Origin of the sequence: Cyanobacterium sp. HL-69, from assembly GCA_002813895.1 — a bacterium.
Taxonomy (GTDB): Bacteria; Cyanobacteriota; Cyanobacteriia; order Cyanobacteriales; family Cyanobacteriaceae; genus Cyanobacterium.
On the sequence record CP024912.1, the window covers coordinates 2,466,299 to 2,487,921 of the forward strand.

Annotated in this window: 27 protein-coding genes and 1 pseudogene; 21 read left to right on the forward strand and 7 right to left on the reverse strand. The window is 36.8% G+C overall.

The annotated features are described in order from the left end of the window. The first annotated feature begins 150 nt into the window (after nucleotides 1-150). Nucleotides 151-435, forward strand: coding sequence for a hypothetical protein (locus AA637_RS11335; protein ID WP_446682851.1), 285 nt, complete (start codon nucleotides 151-153; stop codon nucleotides 433-435). 131 nt (nucleotides 436-566) lie between these two features. Here the strand turns inward: AA637_RS11335 and AA637_RS11340 are convergent, their stop codons facing one another. Both AA637_RS11340 and AA637_RS11345 read right to left on the reverse strand, forming a co-directional pair. Beyond that, nucleotides 567-1,292, reverse strand: a complete 726-nt coding sequence (locus tag AA637_RS11340) for a glycoside hydrolase family 19 protein (RefSeq protein ID WP_446682852.1) — start codon at nucleotides 1,290-1,292, stop codon at nucleotides 567-569. Beyond that, complete coding sequence (locus AA637_RS11345) at nucleotides 1,289-1,462, reverse strand: hypothetical protein (RefSeq protein ID WP_446682853.1); 174 nt, start codon at nucleotides 1,460-1,462, stop codon at nucleotides 1,289-1,291. Before AA637_RS11345 ends, AA637_RS11340 begins: the two co-directional genes overlap by 4 nt. Nucleotides 1,463-1,518: 56 nt before the next feature. Here AA637_RS11345 and AA637_RS11350 point away from each other — a divergent pair, with 56 nt between their 5' ends. The 6 genes from AA637_RS11350 to AA637_RS11375 are packed head-to-tail and all read left to right on the forward strand — an operon-like array spanning nucleotide 1,519 to nucleotide 7,807. After that, nucleotides 1,519-2,250 carry a hypothetical protein gene (locus tag AA637_RS11350; protein ID WP_446682854.1) on the forward strand — a complete coding sequence of 244 codons (732 nt, stop codon included), beginning with the start codon at nucleotides 1,519-1,521 and terminating at the stop codon, nucleotides 2,248-2,250. Then, nucleotides 2,240-2,602, forward strand: coding sequence for a hypothetical protein (locus tag AA637_RS11355; RefSeq protein ID WP_446682855.1), 363 nt, complete (start codon nucleotides 2,240-2,242; stop codon nucleotides 2,600-2,602). Before AA637_RS11350 ends, AA637_RS11355 begins: the two co-directional genes overlap by 11 nt. 2 nt (nucleotides 2,603-2,604) lie before the next feature. Then, nucleotides 2,605-3,252 carry a hypothetical protein gene (locus AA637_RS11360; protein ID WP_446682856.1) on the forward strand — a complete coding sequence of 216 codons (648 nt, stop codon included), beginning with the start codon at nucleotides 2,605-2,607 and terminating at the stop codon, nucleotides 3,250-3,252. Continuing rightward, a complete protein-coding gene (locus AA637_RS11365) occupies nucleotides 3,252-3,908 on the forward strand; it encodes a glycosyltransferase (protein WP_446682857.1) in 657 nt (218 codons plus the stop codon). Before AA637_RS11360 ends, AA637_RS11365 begins: the two co-directional genes overlap by 1 nt. Then, a complete protein-coding gene (locus AA637_RS11370; protein ID WP_446682858.1) occupies nucleotides 3,909-6,521 on the forward strand; it encodes a hypothetical protein in 2,613 nt (870 codons plus the stop codon). A gap of 2 nt (nucleotides 6,522-6,523) precedes the next feature. Continuing rightward, nucleotides 6,524-7,807 (forward strand): hypothetical protein, encoded by a 1,284-nt coding sequence (locus tag AA637_RS11375; protein ID WP_446682859.1) that lies wholly within the window; start codon nucleotides 6,524-6,526, stop codon nucleotides 7,805-7,807. Here AA637_RS11375 and AA637_RS11380 read toward each other — a convergent pair. After that, nucleotides 7,802-8,164, reverse strand: coding sequence for a hypothetical protein (locus AA637_RS11380; RefSeq protein WP_446682860.1), 363 nt, complete (start codon nucleotides 8,162-8,164; stop codon nucleotides 7,802-7,804). The genes AA637_RS11375 and AA637_RS11380 overlap by 6 nt on opposite strands. Before the next feature lie 502 nt (nucleotides 8,165-8,666). On the opposite strand from AA637_RS11380, the gene AA637_RS11385 reads away from it, so the two are divergent. Genes AA637_RS11385 through AA637_RS11420 form a run of 8 tightly spaced genes read left to right on the forward strand, consistent with a single transcriptional unit; the run spans nucleotide 8,667 to nucleotide 12,264 of the window. Then, complete coding sequence (locus AA637_RS11385; protein WP_446682861.1) at nucleotides 8,667-8,981, forward strand: hypothetical protein; 315 nt, start codon at nucleotides 8,667-8,669, stop codon at nucleotides 8,979-8,981. Between the two features lie 38 nt (nucleotides 8,982-9,019). After that, nucleotides 9,020-9,736 (forward strand): hypothetical protein, encoded by a 717-nt coding sequence (locus AA637_RS11390; RefSeq protein ID WP_446682862.1) that lies wholly within the window; start codon nucleotides 9,020-9,022, stop codon nucleotides 9,734-9,736. Further along, entirely contained in the window at nucleotides 9,736-10,101 is a 366-nt protein-coding gene (locus AA637_RS11395; protein WP_446682863.1) for a hypothetical protein, read from the forward strand. Before AA637_RS11390 ends, AA637_RS11395 begins: the two co-directional genes overlap by 1 nt. Next, nucleotides 10,101-10,535 carry a hypothetical protein gene (locus AA637_RS11400; RefSeq protein WP_446682864.1) on the forward strand — a complete coding sequence of 145 codons (435 nt, stop codon included), beginning with the start codon at nucleotides 10,101-10,103 and terminating at the stop codon, nucleotides 10,533-10,535. Before AA637_RS11395 ends, AA637_RS11400 begins: the two co-directional genes overlap by 1 nt. Beyond that, nucleotides 10,532-11,095: a hypothetical protein gene (locus tag AA637_RS11405; RefSeq protein WP_446682865.1), complete on the forward strand. Its 564-nt coding sequence runs from the start codon at nucleotides 10,532-10,534 to the stop codon at nucleotides 11,093-11,095. The genes AA637_RS11400 and AA637_RS11405 overlap by 4 nt, the downstream gene beginning before the upstream one ends. Nucleotides 11,096-11,097: 2 nt before the next feature. Next, on the forward strand, nucleotides 11,098-11,535 hold the full coding sequence (locus tag AA637_RS11410) for a hypothetical protein (RefSeq protein WP_446682866.1): 438 nt from the start codon (nucleotides 11,098-11,100) through the stop codon (nucleotides 11,533-11,535). Between the two features lie 8 nt (nucleotides 11,536-11,543). Then, entirely contained in the window at nucleotides 11,544-11,909 is a 366-nt protein-coding gene (locus AA637_RS11415) for a hypothetical protein (protein ID WP_446682867.1), read from the forward strand. Continuing rightward, nucleotides 11,896-12,264 (forward strand): hypothetical protein, encoded by a 369-nt coding sequence (locus AA637_RS11420; RefSeq protein WP_446682868.1) that lies wholly within the window; start codon nucleotides 11,896-11,898, stop codon nucleotides 12,262-12,264. Before AA637_RS11415 ends, AA637_RS11420 begins: the two co-directional genes overlap by 14 nt. Nucleotides 12,265-13,206: 942 nt before the next feature. On the opposite strand, the pseudogene AA637_RS11425 reads toward AA637_RS11420, so the two are convergent. Further along, nucleotides 13,207-13,431, reverse strand: a pseudogene (locus AA637_RS11425) (IS701 family transposase); the annotation flags it as partial. Nucleotides 13,432-13,624: 193 nt separating this feature from the next. Here AA637_RS11425 and petP point away from each other — a divergent pair. The 3 genes from petP (at nucleotide 13,625) to AA637_RS11440 (ending at nucleotide 15,825) form a co-directional block, all read left to right on the forward strand. Further along, the gene (gene petP / locus AA637_RS11430; protein ID WP_069791657.1) at nucleotides 13,625-13,825 is read left to right on the forward strand and encodes a cytochrome b6f subunit PetP; all 201 of its coding nucleotides are present in this window, start codon (nucleotides 13,625-13,627) and stop codon (nucleotides 13,823-13,825) included. Between the two features lie 74 nt (nucleotides 13,826-13,899). Beyond that, nucleotides 13,900-14,994: a Get3/ArsA fold putative tail anchor-mediating ATPase NosAFP gene (locus AA637_RS11435; protein WP_446682869.1), complete on the forward strand. Its 1,095-nt coding sequence runs from the start codon at nucleotides 13,900-13,902 to the stop codon at nucleotides 14,992-14,994. A 168-nt stretch (nucleotides 14,995-15,162) separates the two neighbouring features. Continuing rightward, nucleotides 15,163-15,825: a Na(+)/H(+) antiporter subunit B gene (locus tag AA637_RS11440; protein ID WP_446682870.1), complete on the forward strand. Its 663-nt coding sequence runs from the start codon at nucleotides 15,163-15,165 to the stop codon at nucleotides 15,823-15,825. Here AA637_RS11440 and AA637_RS11445 read toward each other — a convergent pair. After that, nucleotides 15,800-16,387: a DUF4126 domain-containing protein gene (locus AA637_RS11445; RefSeq protein ID WP_069791654.1), complete on the reverse strand. Its 588-nt coding sequence runs from the start codon at nucleotides 16,385-16,387 to the stop codon at nucleotides 15,800-15,802. The two genes, AA637_RS11440 and AA637_RS11445, sit on opposite strands and share 26 nt — an antisense overlap. A 324-nt stretch (nucleotides 16,388-16,711) precedes the next feature. Between AA637_RS11445 and pdxA the strand changes: the two genes are divergently transcribed. Next, complete coding sequence (gene pdxA / locus AA637_RS11450) at nucleotides 16,712-17,740, forward strand: 4-hydroxythreonine-4-phosphate dehydrogenase PdxA (RefSeq protein ID WP_446684580.1); 1,029 nt, start codon at nucleotides 16,712-16,714, stop codon at nucleotides 17,738-17,740. A 229-nt stretch (nucleotides 17,741-17,969) separates the two neighbouring features. On the opposite strand, the gene AA637_RS11455 is transcribed toward pdxA, so the two are convergent. Further along, nucleotides 17,970-18,113 (reverse strand): hypothetical protein, encoded by a 144-nt coding sequence (locus AA637_RS11455; RefSeq protein WP_161486847.1) that lies wholly within the window; start codon nucleotides 18,111-18,113, stop codon nucleotides 17,970-17,972. A gap of 271 nt (nucleotides 18,114-18,384) precedes the next feature. Next, the gene (locus AA637_RS11460) at nucleotides 18,385-19,068 is read right to left on the reverse strand and encodes a DUF3120 domain-containing protein (RefSeq protein ID WP_446684581.1); all 684 of its coding nucleotides are present in this window, start codon (nucleotides 19,066-19,068) and stop codon (nucleotides 18,385-18,387) included. A gap of 326 nt (nucleotides 19,069-19,394) precedes the next feature. On the opposite strand from AA637_RS11460, the gene AA637_RS11465 reads away from it, so the two are divergent. Together AA637_RS11465 and tsaE are read left to right on the forward strand one after the other, a co-directional pair. Then, entirely contained in the window at nucleotides 19,395-20,981 is a 1,587-nt protein-coding gene (locus AA637_RS11465) for a cation:proton antiporter (protein WP_446682871.1), read from the forward strand. Nucleotides 20,982-21,027: 46 nt separating this feature from the next. Beyond that, a complete protein-coding gene (gene tsaE, locus AA637_RS11470) occupies nucleotides 21,028-21,465 on the forward strand; it encodes a tRNA (adenosine(37)-N6)-threonylcarbamoyltransferase complex ATPase subunit type 1 TsaE (RefSeq protein WP_446682872.1) in 438 nt (145 codons plus the stop codon). Nucleotides 21,466-21,623 lie beyond the last annotated feature (158 nt).

The following is a 21,623-nucleotide window of genomic DNA, read 5'->3' on the forward strand; positions in this document are numbered from 1 at the left end:
ATAAGCCTGTACATTCACTATTTTACAATAAGCTAGGAGTTTAACCTAGCTTTTTTAATGCCTATTATCACTTGACACAAGTGGCAAAAGGTAGCCTACAATGTGGAGTTACAGCTGAATAAATTAACACACTCACTTGACACACATGATATGAATATAAATCCTGAGAGTTTAAAAAACCTAAAGAAGTTTGCCCCCAAATGGAAACATGGAAAAACACAGACTATCCGAGTACCCATTGCCTTGGCGGATCAGATTTTAAATTATGCCAAGCAAATAGATAATGGGGGCAACAAGACTAAATCACGTGACACAGAGAATGTAAAAGATTCTTTGATAGAGATTTTGGCAAAAGTTGAGGCAAGGGAAAAGGGATATAAAAGCAATTCTGCAACCCAGTTGATCAGAGATTTGAAGGACTTGATTGATAGCTAATATAATCACTTGACACACATGATTATAATAATATGAATTCTGTAATAAATTTGTTAAAATAGAGGGGTTAACCCTTCTATAAGAGTAATAGCGGTATTAGTTGCCAAGCGGTGATTAATGCCGTTATTACTTTATATCCTTTGCTCCCACTGACTAGCTAATCTGGCAATTTCCCTCGCCTTATCCGTGCCGTTAATAACCCTACGGGCGTTGATATAATCTTTTTTATTGTTGGTCACATAATCTTCAAGTTTACGCCCTGTAAAAGTGCCGTGTTTGAAACCGTGACACAGGATAAACAAACTAACGTTTGTCTCCATCACTAAGTCTGGATTATTAACAAAATTTACCCCCAGAATTTTGCTGTAGCGGTCGTAATTTGTCTTCCAAGTTAACTGAACGTAACCTCTACCGTAATAGGGATAATACCGTAAATTTCTACGGCGCCAATCCTCACTTAATCTAAAAGCCTCACGCACAGGCTTAAAAGTGTGATCGGTTTCCCACTGCGTTGTGGCTATTACGTAAGCGTGTTGACTTTTGAGGGGCAATTTATGCTGATTACATTCCCAGATAATGGCATCAATTACCCCTTGGCGATTACTAAAGTCGTGAATTTTTCCCTGTTGTTTTGGGGGCTTTTCCTGTAATTTATCAAGGGTAGTTTTACCAAGAATATTCGGATAAGCAAGGTGATTAACTCTTTTGAAGTCGTTAAACGCTCCTATGGTTTTTGATCCTACAATGCCATCAATATCAAGTCCGTATCCGTGATTATTTAACAAGCGTTGAAGCTCTAAAGATTCTTCTTTAGAAAGCTCTGTGATGGGAACATTTTGAAGGTTGTTTAGAATCATTTTCTCTCATCAATTAAGGTTTTTACAGCGTGGGTCAAATAGCCCAAATATCCAATTACCAAATCCCTTGTCAATTGCTGTGCTAACTCTAGTTTTGCCAGCGCAACATCAAAAGCTAGAGCTAAATAAAACCCCCCCACAGCTAACAAAACAATAAACTCAATGTTCATAATCCTTTTATCGTATTATAGCGATATAATGATTGAGACTGAACACTAAAAAAAACATGGTAGATAAGCCCTCACGTAGTTATCTGGACAACATCGGCATTGATTCATACGAACGTGCCATAGTGTTCTCATGGGCTATGCTGAGGGCGGAGTATCTATCATCCCCTGAAACTAACTTAAGGGATATATTTCAGCTAGGATTTAATATTGCAACAAGTCGGGATGACTTGACACAGCAGATTACACTTAGGTTTGCTTTATTTTATGGAGAATTACAAACCTTAACCCGTGGCTTAAATATTCTTGAGGCGATTATCCCCAAACAGTCTTCAAGCTATGTTCCTGATTTTCCTGTGTCACCCCCCAGTATGGTAAAAATAGCCCCCATGGATGACGGTGGGGATAACTTACCTAATCTTGAATCTTACTTGCTGTACGCTTGTCAAAGGGTTCTCTCTGTGAACGTACAGGAAAGATTTAGGGCGATCGCAATATTACCTGTAGTAAGGGGTAATAGTGAAGAAGGAAGGTTAGATGGGCTGGTCAGGCTTGATTTTGACTATCAATATTACTTGATGACTAACGATTTAGTCGGTAGTATTGGGGGTCAATTATCACCTGACACAAGTGGCACACCCCCTAATCCACTAAGTAATAGTAATCAGTTAAACAATGATAGTCAGCTAACCAATGGTGAGGGAATAGATAGTAATACAGATATTACTAATCTCTTTTTAAGTAATGAGAACCAACTAGATAACGATAGTCAATTAGTAAATGGAGTTTAATAATGTGAAACCTTCAGAATTGTTCCCAAATATGACGGTAGTGGCGGATAATTTGATAATTCCCATTGCAGATTTAGTGCAACAAAATGTAAGCACTGGACAGGAAATAGCATTTTCATTGATTGCTACCCTATGGCAAAGATGGGTAAATAGCCCATTAGCAACGGCTACCAAGTCAAACCCCCAAGGGATAGGAGTAGATAGAGTGCGATTGAATTACAGCTTTGCTTTTAGCACTGTTTATGATCCTACTAAAACCAGCATGGTAGCTGAGTCAATATCACCTGTAACAAGCGGTGTAGCGTTATCAAATAATAATCAAATATCAAATAATAATCAATTGAGTAACTAATTATGGCAGATTTACAACCTAGAAAAATACCCATCCTCACAGGCATTAACGATGTACCTGCTACAGTGGGTCAACCAAACTACCCTAATGACTCCTTGTTGTGTGCCAACTATAACGGGTTGGTTGATGATGTGGAAACAGAATTGACCACAGTAAAAGATGATGTCACTACCCTCCAAGGGGATGTAACCACTATTCAAGGTGATGTAGTCAATCTTCAAGGTGATTTTACTATTTTACAAGCCTCAATCGGTGGCTCTAGCGATCAAGAATTGTTTATTACTGTTATTAGTGAAAACGATGCAGGTGGCTATGATGGTGGGATTAATTTCCAGAAAAATGACGATGAGTCATTTGACGAACTGTATGTCTTTAATGAGTTTGTTGATTACAGCCAAGGAAGTCAAAGTTTGGGAGGTTTGAATATATTACCGTTCCCCAGTAGCGGTAATTCTCAAACTTTTAATTTAATTGTGGATAGCACTGTTCCTGATATGATTATTCCTTTTCAGATGAACATATTTAACACAATTACTTCCGATATTAGAGCAGTAATTAATTACGTGATTATAGTTACAGACTGGCAAGGTAAATTAGGTTATGTTCCTGATTCTGGCTCAGGCGGTGGCTCAGGCGGTGGGGGTAGCTAATGGTTAGCCTAATCACCACGTCAAAGGATAGACCACGGTACTTGATGGAGTGTGCTAAGAGTGTGAATAGCCAACTCAAACAACCCCATGAATGGATAATTGTCATTGATGGGGATGATCATGCCTATGAACCTGTCAAAGACTTTGTTAAGAAGTTAGTACCCCAAACCGTCTTCCACCATGCTGGTGATGTAGGCAGAAACCATGCTCTCAGGATAGCTCATTCACTTGTTACAACCGATACAGTAGGATGGTTAGATGATGATGATACTCTGCATCCTCATTGTTTATTAGAGTGTGATAAAGATGTACCATTTATCTATACTGACTTTTATTGTGTCAGGGGCAATGCAGTACCCGTCATAGGCATTAGGAACACCAAACCCTACTCCTATGATACTTTACTGAAAGATAATATAGTATTTCACTATCATCAATACTCCATGGCATTATATGATGCCGTAGGTGGTATTGACCCCACCTTTGATACCACAATGGATTATGAGCTATGTCTAAGGTTGTTACGGGATGTTCAACCCCACAAGATTAATATTCCTCTCTACTTTTACCGTATTCATCCCTACTCCATCACGGGCAGAAAACGTGATCGTCAAATCCTCAATAAACAGAGGGCAATTAACAAAAATAATAAATAGATGATTGCATTATCTGAAGTTCCTGAAAATAAAAAAATATTATGGTATTTTGATCCTGATATGTGTCATGACCTTATCTGGATTTATAATGTAGGCTATATTGTAATTGAACGTGCTGTAATAGCCAATTATTCATGGGCGGTAAATTTTTCAGAACATTTATTTCAAGATTTGTTACCTTATAGTTATGCCAATACATTTTCCGATCCCAACACAGGAGAAGAATATGAACGATACTCAATTCCTTGTGAGAACACGGCTGTTAATACTACAGTAACATTACCTAACGAAAATGATAAAAAATTAGTAATAACTTGGTTATATTTTGCAGGGGATATTGCTCATGATTGTACCTATGATACTAAGCCTTTTTTAATAAAAAGACATCATAGGATTTATCCGTGTAATGGTCAAGAAATACATCTACATTTTACTTGCTGTAAATATTCAGTGGTCACGAGCGGTGTTGATATTCAAATAGATTTAGGAGATGCTGATTACAATAATTATATTCCGTTCCAATGGAATAGCAATATAGATAATGTTTATGGTTCGGAATATCAAAATATTACCCCACCAACTCATGGAGCTTTAGAAGATTTTAGCGCTGGTCAAGGTAATATAGGTGTTACAAGAGCAGTGGCTAGAGGACAAACAGGAGTTACAACCTATCCTTCGACTGCGGTAGGAAAAGTTCCTCATGGTTTATTAATATTTGCTAAACCTCAATATAGTAAAGTATCTAATCAAGGTATTAATGAAAACATAGTATTAGGAAACCCTCCTTTAAGGGTTTTAAACGAATCTATTTTACAAGGCGTTCAAATTGAAACTAATTATACTGTTCAACCAGCTTTTGTAATAGTGCCTGTAACAGAAATACTAGGAACTGTTCTTAGTAACAGATTATACCCTTATGGTCTAGCATTAGGGGGAAATTATAGTCTGACATCTCGGCTAGAGGTTTGGATAGGGTCTAATCCTGTTCTCTCTCAAGACGGATCAACAGTATTAAGACAACCTCAGAAAGTAACAGATAATCTATTTTTTTGGGAAGTGGGTGGCGAGGTTACTTATCCTACATATAGCGCAGGATATGAAATAGTTGACGCTGTTGAAATTCCCGTGCGTGGAGGAGGTGTACAATTAAGACCTTCTGATGAAGACCTTGACCGTTTAAGAAATGCACCTGGTACTACTGGATTTGTATCTTGGACTTCAATTGGCAATGGGAAATTATTAATAAGTTTCACAACTGGAAACACGATAATTTATGAAAGAGAAATTACCATCAATTATGGTAGTCCATTAAAAGGGAAACCAGCTTCAGTTCGGTATGATCTTTTTCGTATTACTGAAATTGTTAGTACCAGTCCAGCAAGTTTGGACTATGATCCAGATGATGACCCATGGTTATGGAATGATTTATTAGAAGCTAGAGAACATTATCATAATAGAATTAATACTTTAAAAAATATTGTTAGTTTTGATAAAAAAATTGACATTTTACCTATTATAGATACTAATGATGAAAATCCTGTATTACTATATAACACTTACATTAGACCATTAATTAAGTCTAATAAATCTTTACCCCTAATTGTAAATCAATTAGGGGTAAATCCTTTTAAGCAACTACAAGGATTTGACTTTACGGGGGGAGGATCAGGGGGAGAATCAATACAATACACAATTCCCATAACTGAGGACGCTAAATTTGAACTAACTATTAAATACATTATGGAATTATCAGATAGTCTTAGAATACAAGAAATTCACGCTTGTTTAGGTGCAGACGAGTTCGCTTACCAAGATAAAGAAGCATACGAACCCGAACCACGGGTAACAAATATAGGATGGCTAACCAATAGAATAGCCTTAGCCCTCGGTATCAGCTATAAACCCGATGGTAAGATAATGAGTGTGAGGAGGAGAAAAGCGGTGTCCTACACAGACAATGAGGCAACGTTACCATCAGGGTGGGGAAGGGGTCAATTCTCAGTGAATAAAGGTGGCAACACCCAAGGACAGACTGGGGGTGAAGCTAATGAGGATAGGTTAGGAATAGCCTATCAAAATCGGTGTAATAAGTACGAGAATTTTGATGATAATAACCCTGAGACTAATACTTTGGCGCGGGGTGATATTATCCTCTGTGAAAATATCCCACAATATCTTGAGTCATTATTGGAAGACCTTGATAAAGGTTTAAATTGGCAGGAAATGGGAACAGGGGTAATTCCTAGTGCTGATGGTACTGGATTTTGTACTTTTGAGGGATTAGGTACTTTAGTGGCTGAGATTTCTTATATGTTGTCCTCTCTCAGTAATAATATTTATGAGAGTCACACCCTTAATTTGATGACCTATAACACTACCCTAGAGTTACTTAAAGCCATAGGAGTACCCACAGGGGTAGGATACATCCCTGTGGATGTGGGGGTAAAAGAAGTTATTGGTGATGCCAACCCTGCCCAATTAATCGTACCTAAAGTTGCTGAGGATAGTCCTAATATTACCACTCAATTATATAATCTATTAGCTAACCTATCATTATTGATTGGTGCAATGAGTGACAAGCAAGTACAAGATGATCAACAAGAACAACAATAATAATGCCTATACCAAGAACCCCGTACGAATTATGGCGTAACGCATGGAATAGTTACAGAAGAGCTATTCAATTTGTAGATGGTTTATTAGTACCTCCTGCTAACGCACCCACAGGCACGGGATACGATTATGGAGTACCCAAACCTGCCCATGATGCTACCTCTAAGCCGTCTGTAGATGTAGCACCCCCTGCACCTAGTTTTGAGTTACCAGATCGCCCTCCCAGAATTAGGATTAAGTTACCACCCATTAAAATATTTGACCCTGATAATCCTCCCGTTATGAGGGTAATCTATCCTGAGTTACCCCCTAGGGTATTACCAGAACCACAACCATCTCCTGAAAAGGAATTTACCTCAGAGGTTGGTAATAGTTTAGCCACTAGGGAATATGGATGTTTATTGGCTAACCCTCTCTATAGTGGTGAATTAGAGTTTTGTTATTATGAGGAAGTTTCTACCAATGATTTCTTTATTATTATCATTGATAAAATCCTACAATATTTAGAGGAATTAGTTAGACAAGCTCTCAATATTGAAGACCCTGAAACAATAGTTAGTAATGCGTGTAAGCTAGGGGTGGCATTACTTCCAATACAATATTATGAAAAACCAATCATGATTATCGGTTGTGATTATTTTGGTGAAATAGCAGACTATTATCAACGCCGTAATTTGATACTAAATAGTTTTCCCATCTCAGGGAAAATTCATATCGGTAATCTCAATTTTAAAAAGTGTGACTTACCCCAAAAAGAAGCTGAGGATAATCAGGATTTTGACTTGGGATTGTCCAATGAGTGTGCTATTCCCCTTAGTATGTATGACCAAACCGAAGGTTACAAAGTTGACCAATTACAAGTCATTTATCGTAACCTTGACTGGGAAGAACAACGAAAACCAAGACAATTTTCTTTACCTAGTCCACGTTCAGACCTAACCATTGGAATGATCAAAACAGCCGTACCATTGACATGGCGATCAGGTAAAGCCCAAGTGGATATTTTTATGATTCTCACTGATTATCAGGAGGGTGTTAAACCCATTTATAAGACTACTTTATTCACTAATCATGAGAATCAGCAACAGGTAGAAGATTTTGTCTATATGCAATTTAGAGGATGGTTAGATGCTCTTACCCAAAATGTGATTATCAAAAATTATCAAGCTAAATTTCATGATAATTTTGATATATTTGTGGGTAGTTTCAGACCTCATCGTGCCGTACAGTTAGGGTGGGATAGAGACAAGAAAAAATGGTTTACTAAAGCAGATTGGAATCTATGATCTAACAAATTCCACCGCTCTACAATTTAACCTTTCACCGTCTGCTGATGCCACTTGCCTACTTCTATTTTTAATGTCATTTATCCAACGATCATGATCACGATAAAAGACTCTTACTCGTTTATTTGGTTGATTAAATCCCCCAGACTCTACAAAATCGATATATCTAGGCATTAAATCTTTTCTGTTTAAAACGAATAAACAATTACTACCCTGTAGGGTATCTTGCGCACTAAAGCCTCCCCTTGCTAATCTTTGACTTGGAGTTAATGGAGAATTATCATCATACTTAATTTTTACAAATACTAAATCTTCTGTATCTGTAATATAATTTACAAAATAAGTTTCTAATGCCATAATATTATTTTTTATGTTGTTTATATATTATTAATAATAGCTCAAATTACCGCTATTATGTTATTACAAGATAAAAAATATTATTTTACATTCTAAATATTTTTTGCTAAAAATATATTTCGCACTTGCAGAACTATATAGGTCTTTTACTATTTACTAATATTATGAAGCTAATAAATTCATCAGCATTAAGTAGAATCATAGGAGAAAAATCATATTATATTAAGAATAATAAAAATAAATTACCTCATATTGGTAGGAAAAAATTAAGCGGTATTACTTACTATAATATTGAATATGTAAAGAAATTTATCTGTAAATTAAAAGTATTTACACCCGAAGAATATGCAACTATAATTAACAAGTTAGATAGCTATAACCCTTAATTAACAAAGTCTTATGACTTTTTTAATAAGTATAAATATTGATTTTATTTACTTGCACAATTAAAAATTCTCAGCTATAGTGTTATTTATCAACACATAGAAAATGAGTAAAAAATATGTTACCTACCGATTTGTTTCCCAATTTAAGCACCGATGGTACTTCTATCACCATTCCTTTAACCGATTTAGATGGATTAACTGCTAGTGAAGCTGATCCAGCCACTGGAGATGGCAGAGAATTAGCACGTATCTTAGTCAATAGCATGGTTACTAAATACTTAGAAATCCCTCAACAGGATAGACCTGCTAGATTTGTAGCATCTAAAGCCAACCCTCAAGGTATTGGTGTAGAACAAATCCGACAAACCTACACTTTAGGATTTGATGTATTACTTGATAGTGCTGGTGTTGCGATGGTATCTGAAGCCTAATCACCAAATAATAATAAAAACATAGGAGGTGATGCGTAATGGCAAACACAAAAAGTTATTTATTAAATAACTACACGACCGATTTTGGGCAAAGTTACAATCTAACTTTTAAAGCACAGGATACAATGTTAGACCGAGTAAGTGCTAATTTTCCTGAGAATAATGGAGATCAGCCTTGTAGTTTAGCTCGATTATTTAAACCCAGAAAATTAATAGTTACGTTTGATGATGGGAAATCGTTGGAAGTACCAGTATTATCAATAGGTTTAGTACCTGCGATTGCTAGTACGTTACTGGGAGATACTGGTGTGGTATGCGTTGCCTTAAGAGGAGAAAGGTGGGTTAGTATACCCCCTGCTATTTTAGGAGGTAGCTATGCTACCACTGGACTGGCTGGAGAAGCAACACCAAGTAAAGAGTCAATATTTTACGAATATGACATTGATGGTAGTAGCACCTTGTTATTACGGACTAGCATAGAAACGGGTGCGTTAAACAATTTACAACAAGCCTGTCTAAGAATCCAACCTCAAGCCTTGAGTTGTTCTGGTAGTCAAGGGATTCAACCCAGACGATTTAAAGGGGAAAGATTTAACCTAACTACTGAGGGCAAGATTGCTAAACAAGTGATTGTTTCCTCAAATAGTGAAGCAGATATACGTCAATGTGGACAAGATATTATGGCTAATTTCAATTGTATGGGTTATCAAGGTACTAATATCCCTAATGTAGCTAATTTCTTTAATGCACCATAGTGATACTCTGTGATTACAAAACTGATTTAGGTGGTATTACAAGGTTAGTACGCCCCCGTTTACAGGGGGTTAACACCAACACTAATGAGGATATTTCACCCAGTGAAATATTAACTATTATCAGTAATTATGTTCCGATCACAGGATATTATGAAAGGTTTGGAAGAACGGCAGTCTGTAGCTTCAATGGCAGAAAAAGAAGATTATTACTGCAACTAAACAATCAAGTAATTGATGTGGAATACCCAGAACCGTTTATAAATTTTGATTGGACAGTCTTTGATGATTTATCTGTGAAAGCTGAAACAGTACCAGAATTTATCAACGATGCTCAAATTAGACAATATCTTAAAGATTTTAGCTAATGGAACTACCCCCCAGACGTACTAGACGATATGAGTTGGTAAAATTTATTTATACCACTGATAATAATGAATCACTTGTCACAGGACAATTTCATTATAAGGATGAGAATGGAGTACCATTCTTTGAGTTGTCTAGTAGATTTCTGTCAAGGGTGGTGACGGGCAGAAGTCGTGAGAAGTTTTGGGGTAATCCTGATAGGTTAAGAAAAGCTGAGGTGCAATATCCAGAACCACGCAATCAAAATGGGGTAGGCAGTGCTACTTTATATATCCCTGACAATCCTGATAACGGCACTAAAGAGACGTTTCTGGAAATAAGGGATATAGTATATGGCAAGTTTGCCCCTTTTAATCAGAGAGCGTGTGTGAATTACAGGGGTGAAAATAGATTTACAAGGGAGTTACCCAGTAGGGTAAATGAGGTAATACAGTGACTATTGCTCAAATATATTCAGGTACACCTAACAATGGCATTGCTAACACTGATTTGTTTATTGATGGTAGTGCAATTTTTATGGTTGCTCCTGATTTAACGGATGAGGTTGAACTTGATTTTTATCTTCAGGTAGAAATTGACACTGAAAATAGATTGTTAAAGTTAAACCCTGAGTATAGATTGGATACTGTGGTGCTTTTCCCTGTACCTGATGAGTTGAGGAATTGTAACCTTAATATGTACGGGGTAATTCTCACTACCTTTCCTGTTGCCATTGAAGTTTATGTAATCTTCAAGAATACTGATACAGAGGAATTATTACAACAAATTTATGAGGAAATTTTAGCCCTTAGACAAGAGTTTGCTCTTGAACAGGCTAGAAATATAGCCACTGACATTGCTTTTGCGTTGGCAGGACAACAACTAAGCATAGGATTAGGGATTTTAGCTACGGGTTTAATCCCTATCACTGGCGGTGTATCTTCTACTGCTGTACCAGCGTTTGGTGGTAGTACAAGTATTTTAGCCCCCGTAACCATAGGGGGATTATTAGGATAAATATGATTAAAACAAGTATAGTTCAAGGCAATTCAGCAATTAGGGCTTTTAATGATAGAGGTATTTTTTATGGCGGTGAAGCAATACCCGAAATTACTCCTTATCAGGTTAGTCAAATTGAAGCTGGGAGAGAATATAAATGGGATTTTCGGGTGATTGGTCAAACAATAACTCCTGTAACCCTTTTTGGATATAAAAGTACGGGGGTAAGTAACAGTAATTCCCTGATTATTAGAATCCAGCAAAATGGTACTATCCTTTGGGAGATTGACTTGGCAGGGAATAGCAACACCTTGGGAAATAGTTTCTTTTATAACTTTCCTTTCTTTGTTATTGCTGAGAATCAGATAGCTAGTGTTATCAGTTCTGTTGATTTAGACTCTGTTGTTGTCTTTGCTAAAAATGTTCACTTAAATCCTCCCGTACCACCTCAAACCTAAATAAGCTAATGAGACAAAAAATTATTAAGTTAGGGTTAGGACAGTTCAGAGTATTCTGGGAAAATCATGAGAAACAGGCATTAAGGTTGGACTTTAGACCATTACTCAATAACATTCCGTTTAAGGGTGATATGGTCATATTACATTGGCAAGGCAGACCATGGGGTTTGAGAAGGTGGGGTGTTTATTGTAGTAGGTCTGACCAATATTACGGGGTTGACCATGACAAGCTAAACCTCAATGAGTGTCCGTGTGATACCTTCCAAATACCAGAAAAACAATTTAAGACCTTGCCAACGGCGGTGTTAGTATTCCGTAACTGCACAATTAACGGCAAAGGTGAAATGATGGAGGTAGTCAATGGAATGGTCTAATCTAATCCTCGGTATCCTTGCCCTGATAGTGCCGTTTTTATTATGGTGGTTACAGGTACAACAGACCAACTTACGAGATAAGCAAAAGGAGATTAAAAACCTTGAGAAAATGTTAGGGAAGTTAGAGGATGACATTGCCTATACTAAGTCTCAAATTGATGGTATCTATCAACAACTTGCACACCGTAGCGAATATGCCAAACTAAAGTATCAAGTATTGCTTGACCAAATAGCAGATCTGAATAACTACCTTAAAAATAATACTAAGTTTGTACCCCGTAGAAATAACGTAAGCCGTGACTTTCCTACTATGACTAGCTATGAAGATGATTCACCCCCTACAGGTTTATTTTAATGTGGTATGTTATTTGGTTTCATCTGTTTGAACATTTCACCCAGATAATACAAGTTTATATTCTAGGGTGGGAACGTTCTCAGAGTTTGGGAATAATAGGATTATTGTTTCCTATTCTTATCCGTAGTGAGATACTGCACTATCTTTTTAGTCTGTTTAATGTCATCTTCTTCCTACCATTAGCAAGACAAAATACCTATTATTACACGGCTACCATATTAGCAATATTGCACCACAATGAACACTTTGGTCTATTGTTACAATCGATATTTAAGGAATATTGGTTTGGGGGTAATAAACCAATGACTTTTTTAGAGCAATTTATTCCCCGAATTGAATTGCACTTTATTTATAACTTGATAGTTTTATCACCCATTATTGTTTGTCATATAAAATGTCGTGAAAAATATTAAGGGCAATCAGTGCGATTGCCCTTATTTTGTTAATTCTGAAAATCCTCGTGTCGGCGGTTCAATTCCGCCTCCCGGCATAAGATAAATTCCATTACCAGAGATCACCTACTCCTAGGGTTATGGTAGAACGAAAAAGCTCAAAACATCGCTAAATAGCCAAAATAAGCGTTTTTGCTGACTAATTGATAACTTCAATCCATATACGGAAAATCATGATCCCACAGTAGATATAGTGATTTTTCGATGGGTCTAGATGCCATAAAATGGCTAAGTGAAATATGCCTTTTTCAAGAACAATTAGAAGAGTTAACCTCTTTATTTCTTCAGAAACACTTTTATTATCGTCAAGATATGAGGACTATTTCCCTTGTCCAATCTGCCTTGTGAGTGCCTTGTCGCCCCCTCAGCTATAAAACTTATTTTATCAGCATCAGATTTTCAAGCAATAGTCATAATGTACTAATATTGTTGTAAGGCTTAATACATCAGAGTTTTAGTCTAGTAGTTATTATGGTTTGCGTAAGTCCTGAAAATGATGCAAACCTTGAGAGGAAACATTAACAATTTTACTTATTCCCGGCAAAGATTTTCTTTTGACTGTCAAAATTAATCCTAAGTGTAAATATTTAAAATATTCATAATTACGCACATCGGAAAATAAAGAACGATAAAACGAACAATAATCATCAATGAGGGGAACTGTTTCTGTGGGATTTCGAGGTAAGTTTTGCCTAATTTGTTCCGCTATATCCATTGCCATAACTGCTTTTCATTTTTACTATCTTTTTATCTTGCCACTTTTTTCTCGGAAAGTGACAAAAAAAGGTTATTTGAGATAGGATAGTTTATTTTTCTTAATAAGTAGTGTTCTTAAAACAAGGGCTAAAGATTGCCAAATTCCGATAAAATTAAGAGTTGTTAATTTAAACTACGGTATAAAAATTTTTATGGAAGTTGGACAAAAGGTAAAAATCTGTCGCCTAAGAGAAAAAGTATCCCCTGAGATTGTCGAAAAAGTAAAACAAGGACAAGCGGCAACTATTAAATCTTTTAAAATGACTGATGGTAGTGGCGTGGGTGTATTTGTAGAGTTTCCGGATGCTACTACTGGTTGGTTTTTTGAAGATGAAGTTGTCTTAGTTCAATAAATCAGGCAAGGGGACGTTCATCGAACGTCCTACAATGTATTCATCCACATTATTGATTATTTACTACTTTTATAATGGCTTTTATTTTAACTTTTTTAGGAAAAGGCGGTGTAGGTTCAACCACAATGGCGATCGCCTCTGCCCATTCATATGCACAACAGGGAAAAAAAGTATTATTAGCAGTGCAAGACTCTAGCCCTTGTTTTTCGGCTCTACTGGGGAAAGATGTAGGTAAAGAAGTAACGGAAATTGTCCCCAATTTAAACGCCATTCGCCTTCATAGTAGTAAATTATTAGAAGATAGTTGGGAAAAGGTTGAAGAATTAGAAAAGAAATATTTGCGATCGCCCATACTTAAAAATATTTATGGTTCAGAACTTAGTCTATTACCCGGCATGGATGAAGCCCTGACACTAAACTATCTTCGGGAACAAGATGAACAGTATGACATAATTATTTTTGATAGCAAAAACGCCCTTAGTTGTCTGAGAATGTTCGGTATTCCCGACACCCTTAGCTGGTACATTCGCCGTATGCGCGACATTTTGGCAAATTCTGATATTGTAAAAGGACTCTCTCCCTTCATTCAACCCGTTAGCAGTGCCGTATTAAATGTTTCTTGGAATGCTGATAACTTTGCTTCCCAACCCACTAACGAAGCCAATGAGTTGTTAGAAAATGGTAAAAAAGCTGTGCATAACCCGTCTAGGGTAGCCGCCTTTTTAGTTACCAATGATCAAACCAGTGCGATCGCCTCTGCCCTTTATTTATGGGGAGGAGCGCAACAAATCGGTTTAACCGTGGGGGGAGTATTACTCAATCAAAGCACCAACACCCCCGAAATTACCGCCCAATTTCATCCCCTCGCCATCAACCCCATTCCCCAAACCACGAACCAAGATTGGAATAGCATTATGGCGCTGCTGCCCGACTTTCAAGAAAATGCCCGTCAAGCCCCTAAACCCTTAGAAATCGATACCAGTAAAAGGGAAGTGAAAATATTTCTGCCAGGCTTCGCCAAAAAACAAGTAAAACTAAGCCAATCAGGCCCAGAAATTACCATCGAAGCAGGAGATCAACGCCGTAACATCTTTTTACCACCACCATTGAAGGGGCAACCCGTTAAGGGGGCTAAATTTCAAGATAAATATTTAGTTATCTCCTTATAAATATAACTAATACATAAGACTCACTAAAAAATGGCTCTTCCTTGTAAGATAAAATCATAGCATAGCTTAATTTCAATAATGTTTATTGTTTAGATAGAAAATAAGCAATAATGGTAATATTTTGAGGACTGAACTTTTGCCATTATTTCACTTTCACCAAAACCCTTTATGAAAATACTGTATTTATTAGCAGGATTCGCTCTATTTTTAAAAATGCTATTTACCTCCACGGCCGTTGCCGAAATAGGAGAATTAAGCATTATGGAAACTATTATCCAAGACTCGGGAGTCACCAACTCCGTATCAGGGGTAATTTTTCGTAACCGATTGTATGACACAGTTTTTGAGGTGGTAGTATTCACCATCGCCATTTTGGGAGCTACTTTTTTGCTCTCCAATGAAACCCCTACCCAAGTAGTTTATCAATTTACCGATCAACCCTCTGTGGTATTAGCCCGTTTCGGGGCAACCATTGCCACTCTGGTGTCCATAGAACTAGCCTTGAGGGGACATCTTAGCCCCGGGGGTGGATTTGCTGCAGGGGTGGCAGGAGGAACGGCGATCGCCCTTGTAGCCATTACATCCCCATGGGAAATGTTAGAGGAAATTTATCAAAAATGGCGTGTTGCTATCATCGAAAAAGTTTCTGTACTAATTTTTATTATTCTTGCCGTCATAACCCTCATGGGGGGAGAATTACCCTATGGGCAAATGGGAAGCCTTTCTAGTGGCGGAATTATCCCTATTTTAAACATTTTAGTAGCCGTTAAAGTTTGTCTTGGCTCTTGGGCTGTAATTCTTCTATTTATTCGCTATCGGGGTTTATTGTAAGATTTTCTAAAGGTAATTTTCGTTGCTTTTGCCACTGTCTCCATTCCGACGAGATACGCAGGGCAAGGAGTAATAATAACATGGCAATTAATCCTCCATTTTCAGGGGAAGTGAGGGCGAGTAATGCGAGTATCATCGCTAATATATCCTCTGAAACCGTTAATATGATAGGCATTTTTCCCCAACGAAAAAATAAACCCACCAAAACAAATCTCAATACAAGGGCAAATAACCCCCCCGTAACGGCAATTATCCACAAAGGCACATACTCTAAATTTGTCCAATTAGCCGCCCCCACCGCTAAAATTGCCCCTACCACAGGGCTAAGTATAAGCTGAATAATTTGAATTATCCTTAAGCCAATCATTCTTTTTGTGCCGAGGATTTCAAAAATAGTTACAGATACTAAAATAGCGAGTAACACTTCAGGCTGAATGCGATTTAGTAGAGGTATTTCTGACCAAAGTTTATCTACATTGGCTAAACCGATGATGAGAAGGGGTAAACCGAGACGAAAGCCTCCAGAGGCGGCGGCGGAGATAACTGCTAACACTTGAATCATGGAATCTGAATAGTAAAGGGGAGAAAAATAATGGTTAGTTTTTTTTTGAATAATTAACAATGGGGTTTAAAAAAGCATCCATAAATAATTTCTAGGAAAAGAGTTTAAAAGCTGAGGGGGTGAGATAGATATTTTGAGAGTTTCTTCCTATAACCATTGGATTAATTTCCTCGAGATGCCATTGCATATTTAAAGCAAAGAAAAAACTTATAATAGTTTTCAGAGTATTTGTCCGAAATTATTAAGGAGAATTTTGCTCTGAATTATTAATATCTGCTACATAGACGAGATTTTTTTATTTTTGTTATTTTATATCCTTATAGTATTTTGAATATTAACAACAACAAAGTTAATCTGGTTTTAACCATGGGAGATGCTGCGGGAATTGGCCCAGAAGTTATTCTCAAAGCCTTAGCTGATTCTTCTATTACTGAAGATGCTAATATCACGATTATAGGCGATCGCCCTTGGCTAGAACATACCTACCATAGTTTTTCCCATGTCACTAACTTAGCACATCCTGATAATTTTGATATTATTGATGTATCGTACCCCCTCCAAAGCTCTTGGGGAGAAGGAAATGCACAAACGGGAGAAGCTAGTTTTTTATACCTTGAAAAAGCAATTCAACTCACCCTAGAGGGTAAATTTGAAGGCATAGTCACCGCCCCCATTGCCAAATATTTATGGCAAAAAGCAGGTTATGATTATCCCGGGCAAACAGAGGTTTTGGCACTAAAATCCCGTACCGATAAATTTGGCATGATGTTTGTGGGGCAGTCTCCCCGCACGGGTTGGATTTTGAAAACCCTTCTAGCCACTACCCATATTCCCCTAAATCAGGTTTCTAGCACCCTTAATGCTGAGTTAATGACCCTTAAGTTAGAGTTATTGTTAGATACCCTCAAAAAAGATTTTAACTTAGATGCACCCATAATTGCGATCGCCGGGCTAAATCCCCATAGTGGCGAAGACGGTAAACTAGGCACAGAGGAAAAAGAATGGTTACAGGATTGGTTTAATGATGCTCAAAAAAAATATGCCCCCGCCAAACTTATGGGCTTATTGCCCCCCGATACCATGTGGGTCAAACCATCTCAAGCATGGTACGATGATCCTAATATTAATGTCGCTGATGCTTTTTTAGCCCTTTATCATGATCAGGGATTAATTCCCGTTAAAGCCATGGCATTTGATCAAGCTATTAATACTACCATCGGTTTACCCTTTATCCGTACATCTCCTGACCATGGTACCGCTTTTGACATCGCAGGAAAAGGTATTGCTAACCCCGAAAGTATGAAATCTGCGATTAAATTAGCTATTACCCTTTGTAAAAATCGCCGTAGATAATTTAAAAGAGATTATCAAATAACTAGATAAGCAAAAAAAATAAGCTATATAAAAAAGATAAATGAGGGTGAGTATTGACAAAATTAATGGAATATTAGTGCTTTATAAAATAAAGAAGCAGAGACAGTCGTTAATTATTCAACTACCTCTATTTAGTGTTAATATCACAAGTCTTACTATTAATAATTCTTCAAAAATCGAAATAATGGCTTTGACAAAGTACCTCAACTTATTTATGTGATTTTTGAGCCTTAATTCCTTGTCCTTCACAATCAGGACAAACGGCAGGGTAATAATCGAAAGAGTTTATATAGTCTGATAGTCTTCTTTCTAAAATTTTACCGCTACCTTTACACTTTAGACAAAATTTCATATCGGATAACCTCTTTAAAATGTAATTAATTGCTTATTTATAATTTACTGTAGTTATCGTAAATGGACATCGTTATATTTGTCTAACTTTAGTTAACAAAATTTAACTTGATAGTTGGTCTATTACTTAGATAAAACCTTAGCTGATCGTATTCTAAGATACCTAGCTAATTATTTTGTGCTTAAGGTAACAAATGTATTTTACAAGTAACTAAGTGTAAATACTCACCGTACTACACAAAGAATTACATAAAGAAAAATATATCTATCTTTTAGCCCCCAACTCCGAAATAGGCAGCCACTAAAAATAATCCATCGGTAATGATGGTGCTTAATACTGCCCCTGCAAAAGCAAGATGATGGAGTTTTTTCTGTTGAAGGGCATAGAGACTAATGGCTAGGAGGATATTTGCTAGTAGAATAGCCCAACTTATTCCCCACGGGGTATTGACTTGGGCGATCGCTCCTTGTAACATAGGTTTAATTAAATTAGGATCACTATCCATGATTTCAACCCAATAGGGAATCAAACCAGCGATATAGAAGTATAAATCTGTGATGGCAGTGCCAAGTAATGAGCCAAGATAAAAATAATTGCCAATTAAGCCCCAACTGCGCCAAATACCCCAAAGGGCGAAGGGTAAGCCGATGGCTTCGATGGGAATATGAATAGCAGGAGTCCATCTCAACCAACCCCAATAAATTGAGCCACATAACCAACTCCAGCTAAAGCCGATGATGATGTCTCCCCATAAATAGGTTTTAGAGTTTGACCTTAACTTTAGACCAAAAAAAACCCAAACTAGAGTAGAAATTAAACTAAAAACAGGAAAAGTGCGGACTAAAGGCGCCTGAAAAAAAACGGGAATAGAAACAAGGAAAGCAGAAGCAAAGAAAATGAGAATACTTTGACGCTTTTCCTCATCCCGCCATACCCCTTGCTGATATTGTGCCATTGCACCCATCGCCGCAGGGAAGTATGAACCAATTTGGGTTAAAAAAGTATTATTAAACAAAATTTCTTAAAATATCGTTACTTATCGTTACTTAAATCTTAATGTATTTTAGTAGTAAACACAAAAAAATGACCATCATTCGCTGACTAGTGGGAAAGTTTTGAGAACAAAAATAGGTTTAAATAACATTCATCCCGTAAATTTTAGAACCACAACAGTTTATTCGATTTTAAGAGAAACAAAAAGTTATTGACTATATATAAAAATTTTTAAAGGTAGTGTGAGAGTGCTATATTCGATAAAATAATATCTAATTATTGTCCTAAATGCTTTTAGATTATGTCTTAATTTTAATCCTTGGTTTTTTTGCAGGAGAAATTGTTAATAAACTCAAAATTCCTAGTTTAGTGGGAATGATATTAATTGGAATTATTCTTGGCTCACAGGGTGTTAATATTTTAACTGAATCAGCCCTCGAATCGGCCAGTGCTTTTAGAACTCTTGCTGTGATGATTATCTTGATGAAAGCAGGATTGGGGTTGGATCGTCAAAAATTGCAAGAGCAAGGCAGTGTAGCCCTCAGACTAGGGTTTTTACCAGCTATTTGTGAGATGATTGCTATTACTTTTTTAGCCATGAATCTCTTAAATTTTGATTTGCCTACAGGATTACTTTTGGGTTGTATCTTGTCAGCGGAATCTCCTGCGGTAATTGTGCCAGGAATGTTACGGCTCAAGAGTTTAGGTTTGGGGGTAAAAAAAGGAATTCCTGATGCTATCTTGACGGGGAGTGCCTTATCTGATGTTTTATTGTTGTTAATTTTTAGTTTATTAATTGCTCTTTTTTCAACGGAAGTAGATTTTAATTTAAGTTCTTTACAACTATTGCCTTTTCAGTTAGTTTTGCAAATTGTTTTAGGAGTTCTTTTTGGTTGGTTATTGGCTAAATTTTTAGTATTTATTTTAGTAACTAAAAAGGTATCTTCTAGTGCTGTTTACGATACTCTTATTACGGCGAGTTTTGCTTTATTTTTAGTATTAATGGCTAGTGAATATCCATTCTTTTCGGGTTATTTAACCGTGATGAGTGGTGGATTTTTCTTGATTGAGTTTGCACTCCCTTTGGGTAGAAGATTAAGACAAGGATTTGATAGTCTTTGGAAAGTTGCTCAAATTTTTCTTTTTGTGTTATTGGGGGCAAATATTCAACTGGATATATTAGGCAATACTTTGGGAGTTGGTTTAGTAATAATTTTGATGGGTACTTTGGTGGGTAGGATGTTGGGGTGGTATTTATCCACATGGGGCAGTAATTGGAATGGTAAAGAAAGATTGTTTTTACTCCCCGCTAATTCACCCAAAGCTACCGTGCAGGCAGCGGTGGGTGCTATCCCGTTGGGTTTGGGCATCGATGGTGGTGAGGAAATATTGGCGATCGCAGCTTTATCGATTTTAATAACTGCACCCCTTGGGGCTTGGGCTATTCCAACTTTTGCTCCTCGTTTATTACAAAAAGGAGAGGTTGATCCTACTAAAGTGATGATGGATAATAAAATTGTGTTGTTGACTGCTATTAGTGATTCTGTGGAAGGTAAAGGGGTATTAACTAAAACAGCAGAAATGGCGAGAAGAAGTGATAGTAAGGTGATAGTTTTACACGTTATACAAAGTGATATATCTTCTAATATCGATACTTTAAAATCAGTTTTGGGTCAAATTTTAGCAGATATAGATTATCAATTTTTAGTGAGGGAAGGCTCAATTCCAGAAACAATTTTAAGGGTTGCTGATGATTTTCGGGTGTCTGAAATTGTTATGGGTAAACGGAATATTCATAGAGATATATTAATGGGTTCGGTATCTCAAAATGTGTTAGAAAATAGTCCTATTCCTGTAATTATTATTGACAATTAACCAAGGAAATTTCACAATAAAATCTTAGTATTTATGGATAAAAATAATGGGTGAAAAAAATATTTTATTGGCGAATGAGTGGGAAACAAGAAAGTTGGGGGAAAAAGTGGCTCAAGATTTAAGCCCCAATAGTGTCATTTTATTACGGGGAAATTTGGGCGCTGGTAAAACTACTTTTATTCAAGGGTTAGGGGCCGGTTTGGGTATCGAAAGTGCGATCGCATCTCCCACTTTTACCTTAATCAATGAATATTTAGAAGGGCGTTTACCTCTGTATCACATCGATTTATATCGCCTTGCCCCTCCAGAGATTAAGCAACTCCACCTACAAACCTACTGGGAAGGCATAGAAGTTGAAGCAGGTATAACCGCCATAGAATGGTCAGAGTTATTACCTCATTTACCTCCCCATTATCTACAAGTGGATTTAATTATCAATGATGATGACACTAGACAAGCTATATTAAAGGATAAAGTAAAATAACTTGTTAGCTTTCACTGAACTTACTTTCTAGTGTGTCTCTTACTGAATCAATATGTGATACAAATACTTTTCTTTGTATATTTGCGAAATATAGTCATAACTTTAAAACAAAATACGAAGAATTGTAATCAAAATAGTACATTTTTCCATAACTATCA

Excerpts from the sequence above, each read along its gene's own strand:
- AA637_RS11445 (WP_069791654.1), bottom strand. The coding sequence starts at position 16,387 with ATGATTCAAGTGTTAGCAGTTATCTCCGCCGCCGCCTCTGGAGGCTTT.
- AA637_RS11375 (WP_446682859.1), top strand. The coding sequence starts at position 6,524 with ATGCCTATACCAAGAACCCCGTACGAATTATGGCGTAACGCATGGAAT.
- tsaE (WP_446682872.1), top strand. The coding sequence starts at position 21,028 with ATGGGTGAAAAAAATATTTTATTGGCGAATGAGTGGGAAACAAGAAAG.
- AA637_RS11355 (WP_446682855.1), top strand. The coding sequence starts at position 2,240 with ATGGAGTTTAATAATGTGAAACCTTCAGAATTGTTCCCAAATATGACG.
- AA637_RS11465 (WP_446682871.1), top strand. The coding sequence starts at position 19,395 with ATGCTTTTAGATTATGTCTTAATTTTAATCCTTGGTTTTTTTGCAGGA.
- AA637_RS11360 (WP_446682856.1), top strand. The coding sequence starts at position 2,605 with ATGGCAGATTTACAACCTAGAAAAATACCCATCCTCACAGGCATTAAC.
- AA637_RS11335 (WP_446682851.1), top strand. The coding sequence starts at position 151 with ATGAATATAAATCCTGAGAGTTTAAAAAACCTAAAGAAGTTTGCCCCC.
- AA637_RS11390 (WP_446682862.1), top strand. The coding sequence starts at position 9,020 with ATGGCAAACACAAAAAGTTATTTATTAAATAACTACACGACCGATTTT.
- AA637_RS11370 (WP_446682858.1), top strand. The coding sequence starts at position 3,909 with ATGATTGCATTATCTGAAGTTCCTGAAAATAAAAAAATATTATGGTAT.
- AA637_RS11340 (WP_446682852.1), bottom strand. The coding sequence starts at position 1,292 with ATGATTCTAAACAACCTTCAAAATGTTCCCATCACAGAGCTTTCTAAA.
- AA637_RS11365 (WP_446682857.1), top strand. The coding sequence starts at position 3,252 with ATGGTTAGCCTAATCACCACGTCAAAGGATAGACCACGGTACTTGATG.
- AA637_RS11400 (WP_446682864.1), top strand. The coding sequence starts at position 10,101 with ATGGAACTACCCCCCAGACGTACTAGACGATATGAGTTGGTAAAATTT.
- petP (WP_069791657.1), top strand. The coding sequence starts at position 13,625 with ATGGAAGTTGGACAAAAGGTAAAAATCTGTCGCCTAAGAGAAAAAGTA.
- AA637_RS11460 (WP_446684581.1), bottom strand. The coding sequence starts at position 19,068 with ATGGCACAATATCAGCAAGGGGTATGGCGGGATGAGGAAAAGCGTCAA.
- AA637_RS11435 (WP_446682869.1), top strand. The coding sequence starts at position 13,900 with ATGGCTTTTATTTTAACTTTTTTAGGAAAAGGCGGTGTAGGTTCAACC.
- AA637_RS11385 (WP_446682861.1), top strand. The coding sequence starts at position 8,667 with ATGTTACCTACCGATTTGTTTCCCAATTTAAGCACCGATGGTACTTCT.
- AA637_RS11350 (WP_446682854.1), top strand. The coding sequence starts at position 1,519 with ATGGTAGATAAGCCCTCACGTAGTTATCTGGACAACATCGGCATTGAT.
- AA637_RS11410 (WP_446682866.1), top strand. The coding sequence starts at position 11,098 with ATGATTAAAACAAGTATAGTTCAAGGCAATTCAGCAATTAGGGCTTTT.
- AA637_RS11440 (WP_446682870.1), top strand. The coding sequence starts at position 15,163 with ATGAAAATACTGTATTTATTAGCAGGATTCGCTCTATTTTTAAAAATG.
- AA637_RS11420 (WP_446682868.1), top strand. The coding sequence starts at position 11,896 with ATGGAATGGTCTAATCTAATCCTCGGTATCCTTGCCCTGATAGTGCCG.
- AA637_RS11415 (WP_446682867.1), top strand. The coding sequence starts at position 11,544 with ATGAGACAAAAAATTATTAAGTTAGGGTTAGGACAGTTCAGAGTATTC.
- AA637_RS11345 (WP_446682853.1), bottom strand. The coding sequence starts at position 1,462 with ATGAACATTGAGTTTATTGTTTTGTTAGCTGTGGGGGGGTTTTATTTA.
- AA637_RS11380 (WP_446682860.1), bottom strand. The coding sequence starts at position 8,164 with ATGGCATTAGAAACTTATTTTGTAAATTATATTACAGATACAGAAGAT.
- AA637_RS11455 (WP_161486847.1), bottom strand. The coding sequence starts at position 18,113 with ATGAAATTTTGTCTAAAGTGTAAAGGTAGCGGTAAAATTTTAGAAAGA.